The sequence below is a fragment of the Kitasatospora sp. MMS16-BH015 genome, from assembly GCF_002943525.1.
Classification (GTDB): Bacteria; Actinomycetota; Actinomycetes; order Streptomycetales; family Streptomycetaceae; genus Kitasatospora.
Map to the genome: position 1 here is coordinate 3,163,195 of NZ_CP025394.1, position 15,564 is coordinate 3,178,758.

Annotated in this window: 11 protein-coding genes; 1 reads left to right on the forward strand and 10 read right to left on the reverse strand. The window is 74.4% G+C overall.

Annotated elements, in window-relative coordinates:
- Positions 1-99: 99 nt before the first annotated feature.
- From CFP65_RS13600 to CFP65_RS13620, 6 genes are all read right to left on the reverse strand, one after another.
- Positions 100-2,427, reverse strand: coding sequence for a xanthine dehydrogenase family protein molybdopterin-binding subunit (locus tag CFP65_RS13600; RefSeq protein WP_104816340.1), 2,328 nt, complete (start codon positions 2,425-2,427; stop codon positions 100-102).
- Positions 2,424-3,764 (reverse strand): (2Fe-2S)-binding protein, encoded by a 1,341-nt coding sequence (locus CFP65_RS42495; protein WP_371682412.1) that lies wholly within the window; start codon positions 3,762-3,764, stop codon positions 2,424-2,426. The genes CFP65_RS13600 and CFP65_RS42495 overlap by 4 nt, the downstream gene beginning before the upstream one ends.
- Positions 3,761-4,630: a xanthine dehydrogenase family protein subunit M gene (locus CFP65_RS39975; RefSeq protein ID WP_174805638.1), complete on the reverse strand. Its 870-nt coding sequence runs from the start codon at positions 4,628-4,630 to the stop codon at positions 3,761-3,763. Before CFP65_RS39975 ends, CFP65_RS42495 begins: the two co-directional genes overlap by 4 nt.
- Positions 4,631-4,930: 300 nt before the next feature.
- Positions 4,931-6,529: a beta-N-acetylhexosaminidase gene (locus tag CFP65_RS13610; RefSeq protein WP_104816341.1), complete on the reverse strand. Its 1,599-nt coding sequence runs from the start codon at positions 6,527-6,529 to the stop codon at positions 4,931-4,933.
- A gap of 72 nt (positions 6,530-6,601) precedes the next feature.
- A complete protein-coding gene (locus tag CFP65_RS13615) occupies positions 6,602-6,874 on the reverse strand; it encodes a DUF3039 domain-containing protein (protein WP_168219597.1) in 273 nt (90 codons plus the stop codon).
- A gap of 57 nt (positions 6,875-6,931) precedes the next feature.
- Entirely contained in the window at positions 6,932-7,501 is a 570-nt protein-coding gene (locus CFP65_RS13620) for a YqgE/AlgH family protein (protein WP_104816343.1), read from the reverse strand.
- 280 nt (positions 7,502-7,781) lie between these two features.
- On the opposite strand from CFP65_RS13620, the gene murA reads away from it, so the two are divergent.
- Positions 7,782-9,134 carry a UDP-N-acetylglucosamine 1-carboxyvinyltransferase gene (gene murA, locus CFP65_RS13625; protein WP_104816344.1) on the forward strand — a complete coding sequence of 451 codons (1,353 nt, stop codon included), beginning with the start codon at positions 7,782-7,784 and terminating at the stop codon, positions 9,132-9,134.
- 77 nt (positions 9,135-9,211) lie between these two features.
- Here murA and CFP65_RS13630 read toward each other — a convergent pair whose 3' ends face one another.
- The 4 genes from CFP65_RS13630 to CFP65_RS13645 all read right to left on the reverse strand — a co-directional run bounded on the left by CFP65_RS13630 (position 9,212) and on the right by CFP65_RS13645 (position 15,425).
- Complete coding sequence (locus CFP65_RS13630) at positions 9,212-9,493, reverse strand: HU family DNA-binding protein (protein WP_104816345.1); 282 nt, start codon at positions 9,491-9,493, stop codon at positions 9,212-9,214.
- Positions 9,494-10,016: 523 nt separating this feature from the next.
- Positions 10,017-11,492 carry an NAD-dependent malic enzyme gene (locus tag CFP65_RS13635; protein WP_104816346.1) on the reverse strand — a complete coding sequence of 492 codons (1,476 nt, stop codon included), beginning with the start codon at positions 11,490-11,492 and terminating at the stop codon, positions 10,017-10,019.
- A gap of 368 nt (positions 11,493-11,860) precedes the next feature.
- Positions 11,861-14,152: a UvrD-helicase domain-containing protein gene (locus CFP65_RS13640; protein WP_104816347.1), complete on the reverse strand. Its 2,292-nt coding sequence runs from the start codon at positions 14,150-14,152 to the stop codon at positions 11,861-11,863.
- Between the two features lie 130 nt (positions 14,153-14,282).
- Positions 14,283-15,425 (reverse strand): uroporphyrinogen-III synthase, encoded by a 1,143-nt coding sequence (locus CFP65_RS13645; protein WP_104816348.1) that lies wholly within the window; start codon positions 15,423-15,425, stop codon positions 14,283-14,285.
- Positions 15,426-15,564: the final 139 nt, after the last annotated feature.

The window sequence follows — 15,564 nt, forward strand, 5'->3', positions numbered from 1 at the left end:
CGTCTGACGCGGGCACGCCCCCACCGACCCACACGGGGTCCTCACCCGGGAGTTGAGGTTCTCCTGAGCTTCGGCCGGGGCCGGGGCTGGTCAGAGCGGTCAGGGCAGGACGGTGGCGTCCTCGGGGAGGATCGGGAGGCGGCCGACCGGGAGGCCGGTGGCGGCGCGGACGGCGGCGGCCACGGCGGCGGGGGCGACCACGGCGGGGACGGCGGAGACGGCCTTGGCGCCGAAGGTGGCGACCACGTCGCGTTCTTCGAGGAGGGCGGCGATGTGGAGGGCGGGGGTGTCGAGGGCGGTGGGGAGGCGGTAGCCGGTGAGGGAGGGGTTGAGGAGGCGGCCGCCCTCGGTGCGGAGGTCCTCGAGGAGGGCGAGGCCGATGCCCTGGGCGACGCCGGCCTCGATGCGGTCCTCGATCTGGCGGGGGTTGAGGGCGCGGCCCACGTCCTGGGCGACCGTCACGTCGACGACCCGGACGGCGCCGAGCTCGATGTCCACGTCGACGACGGCCCGCATGGCGCAGAAGGCGACCGAGACGAAGGCGTCGCCCTGGCCGTTCTCGTCCAGCGGCTCGGTGGGGTGCGGGCGGCACTGGGCGGTGGCCCAGAGCTCCTTGCCCTCCAGGGCCTCGGTGACCGGCATGCCGAGCACGCCGTCGTAGGAGGTGATCTTGCCGTCGGCGATCGAGAGGAGTTCGACGGACATGCCGAAGTTGGCCGCGATCGGCTGGAGCAGCTGGTGGCGGACCATCAGCGCGGCCCGCTCCACGGCCCCGCCGGAGACCCAGGTGTGCCGGCCGCGCGCCGAGGGGCCGGCGATCGACTGGTCGCTGTCGACCGGGGCGATGTAGACCTCGGAGACGCCGAGCACGCTCTGGACGATCTGCCGGGCGAGGGTGGCGAAGCCCTGGCCGGCGTCCACGGCGGCGCAGATGACGGTGGCGTGGTCGCCGCTGACCCGTACGGTGGCGGTGGAGACCTCGTCCTCGCCCTCGGCACCGAGCATGTGCACCATGCCGACGGCGTAGCCGATGCCGCGCCGGACGGCGGCCGGGTCGCCGGCCCCGCCCGGGCCGCCGGGCAGCAGCCACTCGCCCTCGGGCGCGTCCACCGGCAGGGCCGGCAGCGGCTGCGCGGAGACGGCGTCGATCAGCGCGGCCACCGGGGCCGGGCAGGTGACGGCCTGTCCGGTGGGCATCGGGTCACCGGTGGCCATCGCGTTGCGGCGACGGACCTCCAGCGGGTCGAGGCCGAGCCGCAGGGCCAGCTGGTCGAGCTGGGACTCGTACGCGAAGCAGCTCTGCAGGGCGCCCTCGCCGCGCATCCGCCCGGCCGGCGGGTTGTTGGTGCGCACGGCCCAGGCGTCCACGAAGACGTTCGGGCAGGTGTAGGGGCCGACCGAGAAGGCGGTGGCGGCGGCCAGCGCCTCGGCCGAGACGTCGGCGTAGGCGCCGCCGTCCAGCAGGATCTGCGCCTCCACCTTGACCAGCCGGCCCTCGGCGTCGGCGTGGTGGCGGTAGCGCAGCAGGGCCGGGTGCCGGGCGGTGTGGGCCTGGAAGGACTCCTCGCGGGTGAGGGTCATCTTCACCGGGCGGCCGGTGCGCAGCGCGAGCAGCGCGAGGGTGACCTGGAAGGAGAGGTCCTCGCGGTCGGTGGTGGCCCCGGGCACGCCGGTGACGACCAGGCGGACGCGGTCGGGTTCGAGGCCGAGGCAGGCGGCGGTGCGGTCGCGGTCGCCGTGCGGGTCGGTGGAGGAGAGGTGCAGCTCGACGCCGCCGTCCGGGCGGGGCACGGCGAGGCCGGCCTCGGCACCGATCGGGGCCGAGTCCTGGCGGCCGACCTGGTACAGGCCCTCGACCACGATCTCGCCGACCGCCTCGGGGTCACCGGTGCGCAGCGGGATGTGCCGGAAGAGGTTGCCGTCGGGGTGCAGGGCCGGGGCGTTGAAGGCCTGCTCGGGGTCGGTGACGGGTTCGAGCAGCTCGTACTCGACCAGCACGGCGGCGGCGGCCAGCCGGGCGGTGTCGGGGTGGTCGGCGGCGACGGCGGCGATCGGCTCGCCCTGGTGGCGGACGAGGCCGGCGGCCAGGATCGGGCGGTCGGCGACGATCGGGCCCTGCGGGGCGCCGTCCACGGCGCCCTCGGGGCCGGGCGGCAGGTCGTCGGCGGTGATCACGGCGTGCACGCCGGGGATGGCGAGCGCGGCGGAGAGGTCGACCGAGAGGATCCGGGCGTGCGGGTGCGGGGAGCGCAGCACGGCGCCCCAGAGCAGGCCCTCGGCCCAGAGGTCGGCGGCGTACGGGTAGATGCCGAGCGCCTTGGGCAGCGCGTCGCTGCGCGTGGGGCGGCTGCCGAGGCCGTACGGTTCGGCGGCCGGCGCCTCCTCGACGGCGGCCGGGGCCGGGGCGAGGTCGGTGGGCGAACTCATGCGTGGTCGTCCTCGGGGGCCGGAGGCTGGGCGTGGGCGGCGGCCGGGAAGTCCGTACCGTAGGCGGGCGGCACCGGGGTCCCGTAGGCCGGGGTGCCGGAGTCCGCGGCGCCGTGGCCGGCGGCCGGGACACCGTGCGGCGGCGTGGCCGGGTACGGGGTGCCGTGGGCGGGGGTGCCCTCGTGGCCGAGGCCGTCGTGGGCGGTGCCGTGGGCCGGGGTGGCCTCGTAGCCGGAGGGCTCGAAACCGGCCTCGTAGAAGGCGGGGAAGCCGGCGCCCGGGTGGGCGTCGGCGGCGGCCACGGCGGCCTCGAAGGCGCCGGGCTCGAAGACCCCGGTGTCGAAGCTGCCGGTGAGGAAGGCCCCGGCGTCGAAGGTGCCGGTCTCGTACACCGCGTCGTACCCGGAGCCGTAGGCCGGCTCGGGCGCGGCGGGGGCCGGGTAGCCGTAGCCGGCCGGCTCGTAGACGCCGGTCTGGTGGGTGGTGTCCGCGAAACCGTCGACCTGCCCAGGGGCCTGCGCGGCGGGCTGCCCCTCGGGATCGAACCCGACCACGCCGACGCCGGTGCCGGCGGCGGTGGGCTGGGCGGGCGGCTCGGCCTCGACCCAGAGCTCGGAGTCGGCGTAGAGCGGGAGCTCCCCGGCCAGCGGCAGGTCGCCGGCGGACTGGGCCGGCAGCAGCGGAGCGGCACCCTCGACCGGAGCGGAAACAGCGGCGGGAGCGGAATCAGGGGCAGGCGCCTCGGTCTGGGCCTCCTCGACCGGCTCCTCCTCCACCGCGCGGGCGTCGGCCACGGTCTGGACGGCGGCCAGCACGCCCCGGTAGCCGGTGCAGCGGCAGAGGTTGCCGCAGAGCGCCTGCCGGGCCTCGACCTCGCTGGGGCGGTGGTTGCGCTGGAGCAGGTCGTGCACGGCCATCGCCAGGCCGGGGGTGCAGTAGCCGCACTGCACCGCGCCCGAGTCGGCCAGCGCCTGCTGCACGTCGCTCGCGGTGCCGTGCGCGGAGAGCCCCTCCACGGTGGCGATCTCGCTGTCGCTGGCCAGCGCGGCGGGCACCAGGCAGCCGGCCACCAGCTGGCCGTCCACCTGCACCGAGCAGGCCCCGCACTCGCCCTGCTCGCAGCCGTCCTTGGCCCCGGCCAGGCCGAGGCGCTCGCGCAGCACGTAGAGCAGGCTCTCGCCGATCCAGGCGTCGGTCACCGGCCGCTCGACGCCGTTGACCCGCAGCGTGTACGAGGCGCAGGGCCGCGCCTCGGGCCCGCCGAAACCACCAACCGTGCCGGCCCCGCCCAGCGGGTCCAGGTCCACGTGGCCGAGGCCGATCGAGTCCGTCGTCACTTCAGCGCCCTTCCCAGAGCCCGTCGGGCCAGCACCGATACGGTACGCCGCAGCCTGGCGGCCACCGCCGCCCGCCCCTCGTCCGGCACCAGCCCCTCCGGGGGGTCGGGGACGCAGGCGGCGGCCACGTACTCGCCGAAGGCGGCGGCGGCCGCCGGGTCGATCAGGGTGGCGCCCTCCTCGCCGCGGGCGTCCCAGTCGATGCAGCCGGCCACCCAGGCCTCGGCCTCCAGCGGCCGCAGCGGGACGGGGGCGACGGCGCCCACCGCGCAGCGGACGGCGCGCCGGGCGGGGTCGAGCACCAGGGCGACGGAGGCGGCGGCGCGGGCCGGGCCGCTGCGGCCGGTGGCCTTGAGGAAGACCTGCGGGGCGTGCAGCAGGGGTACCCGGACCCAGGTGAGCAGCTCGCCGGGGCGCAGCGGGTCGAGGCCGGTGAGCAGGTGGCTGACCGGCACCTCGCGGGTGGCGCCGGCCCGGGCCAGCGTGACGGTGGCCTCCAGGGCGGCCAGCACCGGGAGGGTGTCGCCGGTGGGGGCGGCGGTGGCGATGTTGCCGCCGAGGGTGCCCACGTTGCGGATCTGCGGCGGGCCGGCGGTGCGGGCGGCGTCGGCGAGGGCGGGGATGAGCGCGGCGAAGTCGGGGCGGTCCATCCGGGCGTGGGTGAGGCCGGCGCCGAGCACGGCGGTGCCGCCGTCCTCGTAGCGCCAGCCGCGCAGTTCGTTGATCCGGCCGAGGCCGAGCAGCGAGCCGGGGCGCAGGCGGCCGGCGTTGACGGCCTCCATCAGGTCGGTGGCCCCGGCCACCGGCACCGCCGAGGGGGTGGCCGCGAGCGCCTCGACGGCCTCGTCGAGCGAGGCCGGCAGCATGATCGTCCGGTTCACCAGGATTCCACCGTGCTCCAACTTGCCCATCGCCTGCCCCGCCCCGGCCCTACCGATCGCGCCGGCCCAGCCGAACGCTCTGGCCCGTAGGGTACGGGCGATCGGTGCGGGTTGGGCAACTGTGGCACACAATGCGCGGTGATCAGCGCCGGGGTCACCTGCAAGTGGGAAGAATCCCGGACGAATCCGGGCGCCGTCCACCCCACCCGGTCCGAACGGGACCAGATGTTCACCTGTTCTTGACGTTCCGCCCGGTAGCCAGGTTCCCACCTGCCCGGATCGGCCTCAGTCGATCGGGCGGCCGACCACCCCGGGGCGGCGCTGCCAGGGGCGCGGCCCGTCCGGGTGGCGGTACTCCACGCCGAGCGCGTCCAGCCGCCGGTAGTGGGTGGCCATCCGCCCGGCGAAGCCGGCCCAGTCACGGGCGGCCGGCTCGCGCGGCAGGTCGGACCAGGCCACCTCGGCGAAGGCCGCGAGCCGGGGGAAGGCGCGGTAGTCCACGTCCCGGGCGTCGTTCATGAACTCGGTCCACAGGTTGGCCTGGGTGCCGATCACGTGGGCGGCGGCCGGGGTGCCGGCCAGCTCCGGCGGCACCGGCTCGAAGCGGTAGACGTCCTCCAGGGTGCGCACGTAGCCGACCGGGATCGGCTCCTCCTCCCCCGCCGCCTGCCGGTGGTCCAGGTAGACGTGCTGCTCGGGGCACATCACCACGTCGTGCCCGGCCTTGGCGGCGGCGATCCCGCCCTCGTACCCGCGCCAGGAGGAGACGGCCGCACCCTCAGCGAGCCCTCCCTCCAGGATCTCGTCCCAGCCGATCAGCCGACGCCCACGCGCGGCCAGCCAGCCGTCGAAGTGCCGGATGAACCAGCTCTGCAGCTCCTCCTCGTCCTTGAGCCCGAGCTCGGCGATCCGGGCCTGGGCGGCCGGGCTGGCCTTCCACTGGTCCTTGGGGCACTCGTCCCCGCCGAGGTGCACGAACTCCGAGGGGAAGAGCTCCAGCACCTCCTCCAGCACCTCCTCGAAGAACCGCAGGGTGGCCTCGGAGACGTTGAGCACGTTGGGGTTGATGCCCCAGTCGGTCCAGACGCCGAGCGCGGCGGTGTCCACCACGTCGGTGTTGCCGAGCTCGGGGTAGGCGCAGATGGCGGCCTGGGCGTGGCCGGGCAGGTCGATCTCGGGGACGACGGTGATCTGCCGGTCGGCGGCGTAGGCGACGATCTCGCGCAGGTCGTCCTGGGTGTAGTAGCCGCCGTGCGGCTGGTCGTCCCGGCGGTCGGCGGCCCGGAAGCCGACCATCGAGCGCTCGCGCCAGGCGCCGGCCTCGGTCAGCCGAGGGTGGCGGCGGATCTCGATCCGCCAGCCCTGGTCGTCGGTGAGGTGCAGGTGCAGGACGTTGAGCTTGTGCGCGGCCATCAGGTCGAGGAAGCGCAGCACGTCCGCCTTGGGCAGGAAGTGCCGGGAGACGTCCAGCAGCACCCCGCGCCAGCCGAACCGCGGCGCGTCGCGCACCTCGCCGACCGGCAGCGCCCAGCCCTCGCGGCGCAGCGGGGCGCGGCGCAGGGCCTCGGGGCCGAGCAGCTGGCGCAGGGTCTGGGCGCCCCAGAAGACCCCGGCCGAGGTGCCGCCGGCGATGGTGGCCCGGCCCTCGCGGACGGTGAGCCGGTACTCCTCGGCGGCCAGCACCGGGTCGAGCGCCAGGACGATGCCCGACCCCTCCGGGGCACCGGGCGGCAGCGGCAGGCCGGTGGCGGCGGTCAGGGCGGCGCGCAGCCAGGCGGCGACCGCCTCGGTGCCGGGCCCGGCGGTCAGGGTGGTGGCGGGGCCGAGGGGCAGTGCCTCACCCTCGGCGTACTGCGCGGCGAGCGGAGCGGGGAGGAGGTCCATGCGGACATCCTGCCCCGCCCACCCGCAATTGGCATAGACCAATGCACGCGGCCGGCCCCGGTCAGGGGCGGCCTACTTGTCCTTGTCGCCGTCCGGCTGCTCGATGCCGTCGAAGATCTCCTTGCACATCGGGCAGACCGGGTACTTCTTCGGGTCGCGCCCGGGCACCCAGACCTTGCCGCAGAGCGCGACCACCGGGGTGCCGGAGAGCGCGCTCTCCATGATCTTGTCCTTCTGGACGTAGTGCGCGAAGCGCTCGTGGTCGCCGTCCCCGTGCGAGGTCTGGGGGACGGGCTCGACCAGGGTGCCGGTACCGAGGCCGCGTTCGGGCTCAAGAGTGCTCATGGCTGCCAAGTCTATGGGCGCCCCTCGGGGACGGGCCAGCACCGGCGGGCGGCACCGTCAGTTCAGCGTCGGGTCGTCCGGGTAGGTGGCCAGCAGCGCCAACGGCCCGCGCTGGCGGCGCAGCACCGCGCGCCAGAGCCGTTCGGGTTGCGGGTCGAAGACGTCGCCGGGCTCGCAGTCCACCACGTACCAGGCACCCTCGGCGATCTCGGCCTCCAGCTGGCCGGGCGACCAGCCGGCGTAGCCGGCGAAGACCCGCAGGCCGCCCAGCTCCCCGGCCAGCACCTCGGGCGGGGCCTCCAGGTCGACCAGCCCGATCGCGCCGTGCACCCGGCGCCAGCCGAGCGGCTCGGCCTGGCCCGGCTCACCGGGGACGACGGCCACCGCGAGCGCCGAGTCGAGACCGACCGGCCCGCCCTGGAACACCACCGACGGACGCCCGGCCAGCGCCGCCCAGCCGTCGAGCACCCGCTCGACCTCCACCGGGGTCGGCCGGTTCAGCACCACCCCGAGCGCCCCCTGCGCGTCGTGGTCGAGCAGCAGCACCACCGCCCGGGCGAAGTTCGGGTCGGTCAGCACGGGAGTCGCGACGAGGAGTCGGCCGGTGTGGGAGAGGGCCCCGGTCATGCCGCCATAATCCCCCACGGCGGCGCCCTCGGCGGCCCCAACACGAAACCCGCACTCCGGTCCGTTCCCCCGGCGCGGCCTCACCCGGACGGCCGTACCCGGCGGTCGACGCGCCCGAGGAGAGAGCACGATCACTATTAGGGCGCAAAGGAACCATTCGCCCGGCCATTACCATCTACAGGTGGTGGTGTGCCTTCGATCCGGTCACTGTCGACCGTGCCCAGCCGCGCGCCCGCCCGATCCCCAGCCCCTTCCCTTGGCATCCCGGATTGCGAGAACGATGACCGACGACGTCCTGCTGGTCCACGGCGGAAACCCGCTCGAAGGCGAGATCCGCGTCCGCGGTGCGAAGAACCTGGTCCCCAAGGCCATGGTCGCGGCCCTGCTCGGCACGGGCCCCAGCAGACTGCGCAACGTCCCGGACATCCGCGACGTCAAGGTCGTCCGCGGCCTGCTGCAGCTGCACGGCGTCACCGTGCGCACCGGTGACGAGGACGGCGAGCTGATCCTCGACCCCTCGCACGTGGAGAGCGCCAACGTCGCCGACATCGACGCGCACGCGGGCTCCTCGCGGATCCCGATCCTGTTCTGCGGCCCGCTGCTGCACCGCCTCGGCCACGCCTTCATCCCGGGCCTGGGCGGCTGCGACATCGGCGGCCGGCCGGTGGACTTCCACTTCGAGGTGCTCCGCCAGTTCGGCGCGACCATCGAGAAGCACCCGCAGGGCACCTACCTGGTGGCCCAGCAGCGCCTACGCGGCACCAAGATCGAGCTGCCCTACCCCTCGGTGGGCGCCACCGAGCAGGTGCTGCTGACGGCCGTGCTGGCCGAGGGCGTCACCGAGCTGGCGAACGCGGCCATCGAGCCGGAGATCGTCGACCTGATCTGCGTGCTGCAGAAGATGGGCGCGATCATCTCCATGGGCACCGACCGCACCATCCTGATCACCGGGGTGGACGAGCTCGGCGGCTACAACCACAAGGCCCTCCCGGACCGCCTGGAGGCGGCTTCCTGGGCCTGCGCGGCGCTGGCCACCAAGGGCGACATCTACGTCCGCGGCGCCCGCCAGCTGGAGATGATGACCTTCCTCAACACCTTCCGGAAGGTCGGCGGCGCCTTCGAGGTGGACGACGAGGGCATCCGGTTCTGGCACCCGGGCGGCGAGCTCAAGGCGATCGCCCTGGAGACGGACGTGCACCCCGGCTTCCAGACCGACTGGCAGCAGCCGCTGGTGGTCGCGCTGACCCAGGCCAGCGGGCTCTCCATCGTCCACGAGACGGTGTACGAGTCGCGGCTGGGCTTCACCTCGGCGCTCAACCAGATGGGCGCGCACATCCAGCTCTACCGCGAGTGCCTGGGCGCCACCCCGTGCCGCTTCGGCCGCCGCAACTTCCTCCACTCGGCCGTGGTCTCCGGCCCGTCCAAGCTGATCGGCGCCGAGCTGGTCATCCCGGACCTGCGGGGCGGCTTCTCGTACCTGATCGCCGCGCTGGCCGCCGAGGGCACCTCCACGGTGCACGGCATCTCGCTGATCAACCGCGGCTACGAGAACTTCATGGAGAAGCTCCGCGACCTCGGCGCCCACGTGGAGCTGCCCAGCGAGGAGCCCACCGGCGAGCTCGTCCCGGCGTAACGCTCCCCGATACGGCCTGTGGCCGGTCCCCCGCGAGGGCGACCGGCCACAGTCGTTGGTACAGAAGCCCAGGGGACTTACTTGCCCTTGGCGGCTTCCTTGAGCTTCGAGCCCGCGCTGACCTTGGCGCTGTAGCCGGCCGGGATCTGGATCGGGTCGCCGGTCTGCGGGTTGCGGGCGGTGCGGGCGGCGCGGTGGGTGCGCTCGAAGGTCAGGAAACCGGGGATGGTGACCTTCTCGTCGCCCTTGGCGACGACCTCGCCGACGACCTCGGCGAAGGCAGCCAGAACGGCGTCGGCGTCCTTGCGGGTCACCTCGGCGCGCTCGGACAGAGCGGCCACCAGCTCACTGCGGTTCATGTGTACTCCTGTGGTCTGTTCGCGTTGCGCGTGCGGGGGCCCCATCGGTCGTCCCTCCGGGGGCACCCGGCTGGGCCGCTGGTCCGCACGCTGTTGCTCGTTCAGGCGAGGGGGTTCGGTCCGGGGCCGGACTTGCACCCCGTAGCGCCTCGAAACCGCACTGCCTGGGTACGAATCCTGCCCCGACCGGCACTGAGAAAGCCAATCGGGCCCTGGCCGACGGCCCCGAACGGCGCCCGCCGGACGGAGTTGTGACACTCCGTCGGCTCCGGAGGGCCGGAGCGGGCATCCGTCGCGGCGACATGCCGAGAGGCCGAGGGGGACGTTCCGTACTTGTCGGACACGCCCACCCCGTTCAGGGCTACCGTACGCCCTGGCACCGACAAGCCCAAACACGCCCCTTCCCCTTGTGTCGCAAGGGGAAGGGGCGTGTCACGCCGAGCGGGGGTGCCAGTCGGTCAGACGAGCGATCGGCGGGGTGCCCACGGCGACGCTCCGGAGCGCTGCGGAGCGTCGCGCCGACTCAGAGCCGGACGGCCGGGAAGGCCGCCGTGTCGAGCGTGCCGACGATGCCCGGGGTGGGGCGCGCGGGGGCCTGCTCGGCCTCGCCACGGGCCGCCAGGGCGGCTTCCCGGACGGCTGCGGCCACCGTCTTGGCCACGTCCGGGTGGAAGACGCTGGGGATGATGTAGTTGGCGTTCAGCTGGTCGTCGGCCACGGTGGTGGCCAGCGCCCGGGCGGCGGCGATCATCATCTCGGTGTTGACGGTCTTGGACTGGGCGTCCAGCAGACCGCGGAACACGCCGGGGAAGACCAGCACGTTGTTGATCTGGTTCGGGAAGTCGCTGCGGCCGGTGGCCACCACGGCGGCGGTCTGCCGGGCCACCGCCGGGTCGACCTCCGGGTCCGGGTTGGCCAGCGCGAAGACGATCGCGCCCTCGGCCATGGTGGCGATGTCATCGCCGTCCAGCACGTTCGGGGCGGAGACACCGATGAAGACGTCGGCCCCGGCCACCGCCTCCTTGAGCGAGCCGGTGCGGCCCGAGCGGTTGGTGTGCTCGGCGATCCAGCGCAGCGAGTCGTTGAGGTCGTCGCGGCCGCTGTGCACCACGCCGCGCACGTCGGCCACGGTGGCGTGCTCCACGCCGGCCGCCAGCAGCAGCTTGAGGATGGCGGTGCCGGCCGCGCCGGCACCGGACATCACCACCCGGATGTCGGAGATCTCCTTGCCGACCACCCGCAGCGCGTTGGTCAGCGCGGCCAGCACCACGATCGCGGTGCCGTGCTGGTCGTCGTGGAAGACCGGGATGTCCAGGGCCTCGCGCAGCCGGGCCTCGATCTCGAAGCAGCGCGGGGCGGAGATGTCCTCCAGGTTGATCCCGGCGAAGCCCGGGGCGATCGCCTTGACGATGGCCACGATCTCGTCGGCGTCCTGGGTGTCCAGGCAGATCGGCCAGGCGTCGATCCCGGCGAACCGCTTGAACAGGGCGGCCTTGCCCTCCATCACGGGCAGCGCGGCGGCCGGGCCGATGTTGCCCAGGCCCAGCACGGCCGAGCCGTCGGTGACCACCGCGACGCTGTTGCGCTTGATGGTCAGCCGGCGGGCGTCCTCGGGGTTCTCCGCGATCGCCAGGCAGACCCGGGCCACGCCGGGGGTGTAGATCATGCTGAGGTCGTCACGGTTGCGGATCGGCAGCTTCGAGGACATCTCGATCTTGCCGCCGAGGTGCATCAGGAAGGTGCGGTCCGAGACCTTGCCGATGGTCACGCCGTCGATCGCCCGCAGCTTCTCGACGATCTCCTCGCCGTGCGCCACCGAGCCGGCGGCCACGGTGACGTCGATCCGCAGGGCCTCCTGGCCGGAGTCGGTGACGTCCAGACCGATGACCGAGCCGCCGGAGGACTCGACGGCGGTGGTGATCGAGCTCACCGCGTTGCCCGTGGCCGGGACCTCAAGGCGCACCGTGATCGAGTTGGAGACGCTAGGCACCGTGGCCATCGGCCGTTCCTTCTTCCGTCAGCTGGAGGATTCAACAATCTGTTGAAGCGCTTGCTCAGCGCATGCTAGACCTCGATCGTCGCACCTACCAGCGAGTACGCAGAAATAACGTTCATTGATTGCACGGACCCGACAAAGAGCTTCCGGCCCACCCGTGAAGGTTCGTGAAAATCCTCCGCGCCGGGCTGCCTCACCGGGCGGATGCGTTACATTGGACGAGACACCGGCTCGATCCAAGCCCCCGGGCCCAACCTTAGTCGCTTCGAGCGACCACTTGCCGCGAGGCGAGCATGGCGGGTCGGTGTCACCAACGTAGGGCCGAGGCCCCCACCGCAGCGCGGTGGGGGCCTCGGTCGTCCCCGTGGGGATCAGCCCCGCAGCAGCGCCGGGCGGCCCTCGGAGTCCGGCAGGTCGTCCGGGCCGGAGAGCACGGTGAGCCGCTGGGTGGCACGGGTCAGCGCCACGTACAGCACCCGCAGGCCGGCCTCGGACTCGCCCGCGATGCCGGTCGGGTCGGCCACCACGGTGGCGTCGTACTCCAGGCCCTTGGCCTCCAGGCTGCCGAGCGCGACCACCCGCTCGCCGAGCCCCGCGATCCAGCCTTCGGCCTCAGCACGGCGGTCCATCGGCACCACCACGGCCACCGTGCCGTCCACCTCGGCGAGCAGCTTGGCCAGCTCGGCCCGCGCGGCCTCGCCGAAGGCGGCCGGCTCGGTGGAGGAGACGGCCGCGAAGCGCGGCTCCACGCCGGTGGAGCGGACGGCCCGGGGCGAGGGGGTGCCGGGGGCGGCCAGCTCCAGGACGGTCGCGGCCACCTCGGCGATCTCGGCCGGGTTGCGGTAGTTCACGGTCAGCGTGTGGCGGCGGCGCGGCTTGCCGGCGAGCACCTCGTCCAGCGCGGCCTGCGCCTCCTGCGGGTACGGCCAGGAGCTCTGCGCCGGGTCGCCGACGATGGTCCAGGTGGCCATCCGGGCCCGGCGGCCGATCATCCGCCACTGCATCGGGGTGAGGTCCTGGGCCTCGTCCACGATCACGTGCGCGTACTCGGTGCGCTCCACCGGCCCGCGCTCGCGCTGGCGGCTGTTGCGGTCGGCGAAGGTGGTCACCTCGTCCAGGCCGCTGAGCAGGTCCACCGCGTCCACCTCGCGGACCTTCGGCCGGGCCGGCTCGCCGAGCAGCACCGACAGCTCGTCCACCAGCGCCACGTCGTGCGCCGAGAGCTCGCCCTCGCCGCGCGGGCCCAGGTGGCGCCAGGAGGCGGCCAGCAGCCTGGACTCCTCGGGGGTGACGGCGCGGCGGGCGATCCGGTTGGTGTGCCGGGGCTGCTTGAGGGTGGCCAGCACCCCGCGCGGGGTGACCACCGGCCACCAGGCGTCCAGGAAGTCCAGGAAGACGGCCTCGTCCGAGACGTACTCGTCGAAGCTCTCCTTCTCCTCCTGGCGCTGCTCGCGCTGGTAGTGGTCGGTGACCTTGGGCAGGTGCTTGACCAGCTCCGACCAGAGCGCGTCCAGCAGCAGTCGGCGGGCCCGCGGGCGCAGCAGGTTGAGCGGGGTGCCGCCGCTGCCGATCACGTTGGCCCGCACCGCCTTGAGCCGGCCGGCGTCCAGGCGCAGCGCCTCGCCGCGGGCGAAGACCTTGAGCTCCTGTGGGGCGTTCAGCTCCAGCGCGCCGCGGGCGGCCCGGCGCAGCAGCTGCGCCATCCGGGCCGAGCCCTTGACGTGCGCCGTCTCCGGGGTGTCGTACCGGCCGGCCTCGATGCCCGCCACCAGCGAGCCGACGGCCCGGATCGCGACCTGGCCCTCCTCGCCGAGCGAGGGCAGCACGCCCTCGGTGTACGAGACCAGCAGGGCGGTCGGGCTGACCACCAGGATGCCGCCCGCGTAGCGGCGGCGGTCCTGGTAGAGCAGGAAGGCGGCGCGGTGCAGGGCGACGGCGGTCTTGCCGGTGCCGGGGCCGCCGGTGACCAGGGTGGCCCCGGCGGCGGGGGCCCGGATCACCTCGTCCTGCTCCTTCTGGATCGAGGAGACGATGTCGCGCATCGAGTGGCTGCGGGCCCGGCCGAGCGAGGCCATCAGCGCGCCGTCGCCGACCACGGCCAGCTCGGCGCCGTCCAGGGTGGGGGTGAGGTCGGGGCGCAGCAGGTCGTCCTCGACGCCGATCACCTTGCGGCCCTTGGAGCGGATCACCCGGCGGCGGATCACCCGGCCGGGCTCCACCGGGGTGGCCCGGTAGAACGGCGCGGCGGCGGGGGCCCGCCAGTCGATCACCAGCGGGCCGAACTCGGCGTCCAGCACCCCCAGCCGCCCGATGTGCAGGGTCTCGGCCACGGCCGGGTCGGCCGGGTCCAGCGGGGTGTTCGACGGGATCCCGTGCTCCTCTGGGGCGTCGGCCTGCTGGAGGTCGATCCGGCCGAACAGGAAGTCCTCGAACTCGCTGTTGAGCCGGTGCAGGTGGGCGCCGGCCCGGTAGACCTGGGCGTCGCGCTCGGCGAGCGCGCCCGGGGTGCCGACCTGCACCTTCCGGACGGCGTCCTCCAGGATGTACTCGGCCTCGGCCAGCTTCTCCTCCAGGCGGTGGTAGACCACGTCGAGGTGGCGCTGTTCGCCGGCGATCTCGCGATCCCGGACGGTGTCGGCGTTGGTGCTGTCTGTGCTGTGCATGGCCTCGGTGGTTGCGGCGGTGCGAAGAAGCGGACAGATGATCCTACGCCCTCACCGCCGCCCCGGCCGAGGCCCCCGGCCGGATCGGTGCTCCGCACCCGGCCGGGCCGGTCCGCACCACTCGGCCGGATCAGTACTTGTCGCCCGGATCGGCCGCCAGCCGGTAGCCCCGCTTGACCACCGTGCCGACCAGGCCGGGCACGCCCAGGGCGGTGCGCAGCCGGGCCATCGCGCTCTCCACGGCGTGTTCGTCCTCACCCCCGCCGGGCAGCGCCCGGAGCAGCTCGGCCCGGGGCACCACCCAGCCGGGTCTGCGGGCCAGCGCCCGCAGCAGGGCCATCCCGGCGGGCGGCACCGGCCGCAGCACGCCGTCCACCAGGGCGGCCTGGCCGCGCAGCTCCACCCGGTGCCCGGCCACCGCGAGCCGGCGCGACCGTTCGGGTAGCCGGGAGGCGAGCAGCTGGACCATCCCGCCCAGGCGCATCCGCTCGGGCCAGACGGTGGGCACCCCGCGCTCCTCCAGCGGCGCGGCCGTCACCGGCCCGACGCAGACCGGCAGCACCTCGCGGCGCAGCGCCTCCAGCAGCGGCTCGGTCAGCCCGCGCTCGGCGGCCCGCTCCAGCAGGCTGAGCACGGCGGGGGCGCTGGTGAAGGTGACGGCGTCCAGCGCGCCCGCGCACAGCGCGTCCAGCAGCCGGTCCAGCGGGGCCAGGTCCACCGGCGGCAGCCAGCGGTAGACCGGCACCTCGACCACCTCCGCCCCGGCCTCGGCGAGCGCCTCGACGAACTCGCGCAGCGGCGCGCCGTGCAGCTGGACGGCGATCCGCCGCCCGGCCACGCCCCGGGCCAGCAGGTGGTCGAGCACCTCCGCCGAGGACTCCGACTCGGGCGACCACTCCTCGCGCAGCCCGGCGGCCCGGATCGCCCCCTTGGCCTTGGGGCCCCGGGCGAGCACCACGGCCCGGCCGAGGCCCGCCAGCAGCTCGTCGCCCAGCCCCCAGCCCTCGGCGGCCTCGATCCAGCCCCGGAAGCCGATCCCGGTGGTGGCCACCGCGAAGTCGGGCGGGGCGGCGGCCAGCGCGCGGGTCGCGGCCAGCAGTTCGGTGTCGTCGGCCAGCGGCACGATCCGCAGCGCCGGTGCGCGCAGCAGGGTGGCGCCCCGGCGCTCCAGCAGGGCGGCGAACTCGTCGGCGCGGCGGGCGGCGGTGATCCCGACGGTGTACCCGGCCAGCGGCGGCACGGGGTCGGTGGTCACCTGAGCGACGTCGTCCATGGTGATGGTCCTTGTACGGCTGTGGGTGGGAGGTCATCCTCACGTCCCGCCGTCACACCGACGGGTCGCGAGGATTTCCTGGGAGTTTCCGACTGGGCGTCACCTGGCCGCCCTCAGGCTCCGGCGGCCGCCTGCCCGC

Coding starts and splice junctions, on each gene's coding strand:
- CFP65_RS13600 (WP_104816340.1), bottom strand. CDS start 2,427: ATGAGTTCGCCCACCGACCTCGCCCCGGCCCCGGCCGCCGTCGAGGAG.
- CFP65_RS39975 (WP_174805638.1), bottom strand. CDS start 4,630: ATGCTGCCGGCCTCGCTCGACGAGGCCGTCGAGGCGCTCGCGGCCACC.
- CFP65_RS13610 (WP_104816341.1), bottom strand. CDS start 6,529: ATGGACCTCCTCCCCGCTCCGCTCGCCGCGCAGTACGCCGAGGGTGAG.
- CFP65_RS13615 (WP_168219597.1), bottom strand. CDS start 6,874: ATGAGCACTCTTGAGCCCGAACGCGGCCTCGGTACCGGCACCCTGGTC.
- CFP65_RS13620 (WP_104816343.1), bottom strand. CDS start 7,501: ATGACCGGGGCCCTCTCCCACACCGGCCGACTCCTCGTCGCGACTCCC.
- murA (WP_104816344.1), top strand. CDS start 7,782: ATGACCGACGACGTCCTGCTGGTCCACGGCGGAAACCCGCTCGAAGGC.
- CFP65_RS13630 (WP_104816345.1), bottom strand. CDS start 9,493: ATGAACCGCAGTGAGCTGGTGGCCGCTCTGTCCGAGCGCGCCGAGGTG.
- CFP65_RS13635 (WP_104816346.1), bottom strand. CDS start 11,492: ATGGCCACGGTGCCTAGCGTCTCCAACTCGATCACGGTGCGCCTTGAG.
- CFP65_RS13640 (WP_104816347.1), bottom strand. CDS start 14,152: ATGCACAGCACAGACAGCACCAACGCCGACACCGTCCGGGATCGCGAG.
- CFP65_RS13645 (WP_104816348.1), bottom strand. CDS start 15,425: ATGGACGACGTCGCTCAGGTGACCACCGACCCCGTGCCGCCGCTGGCC.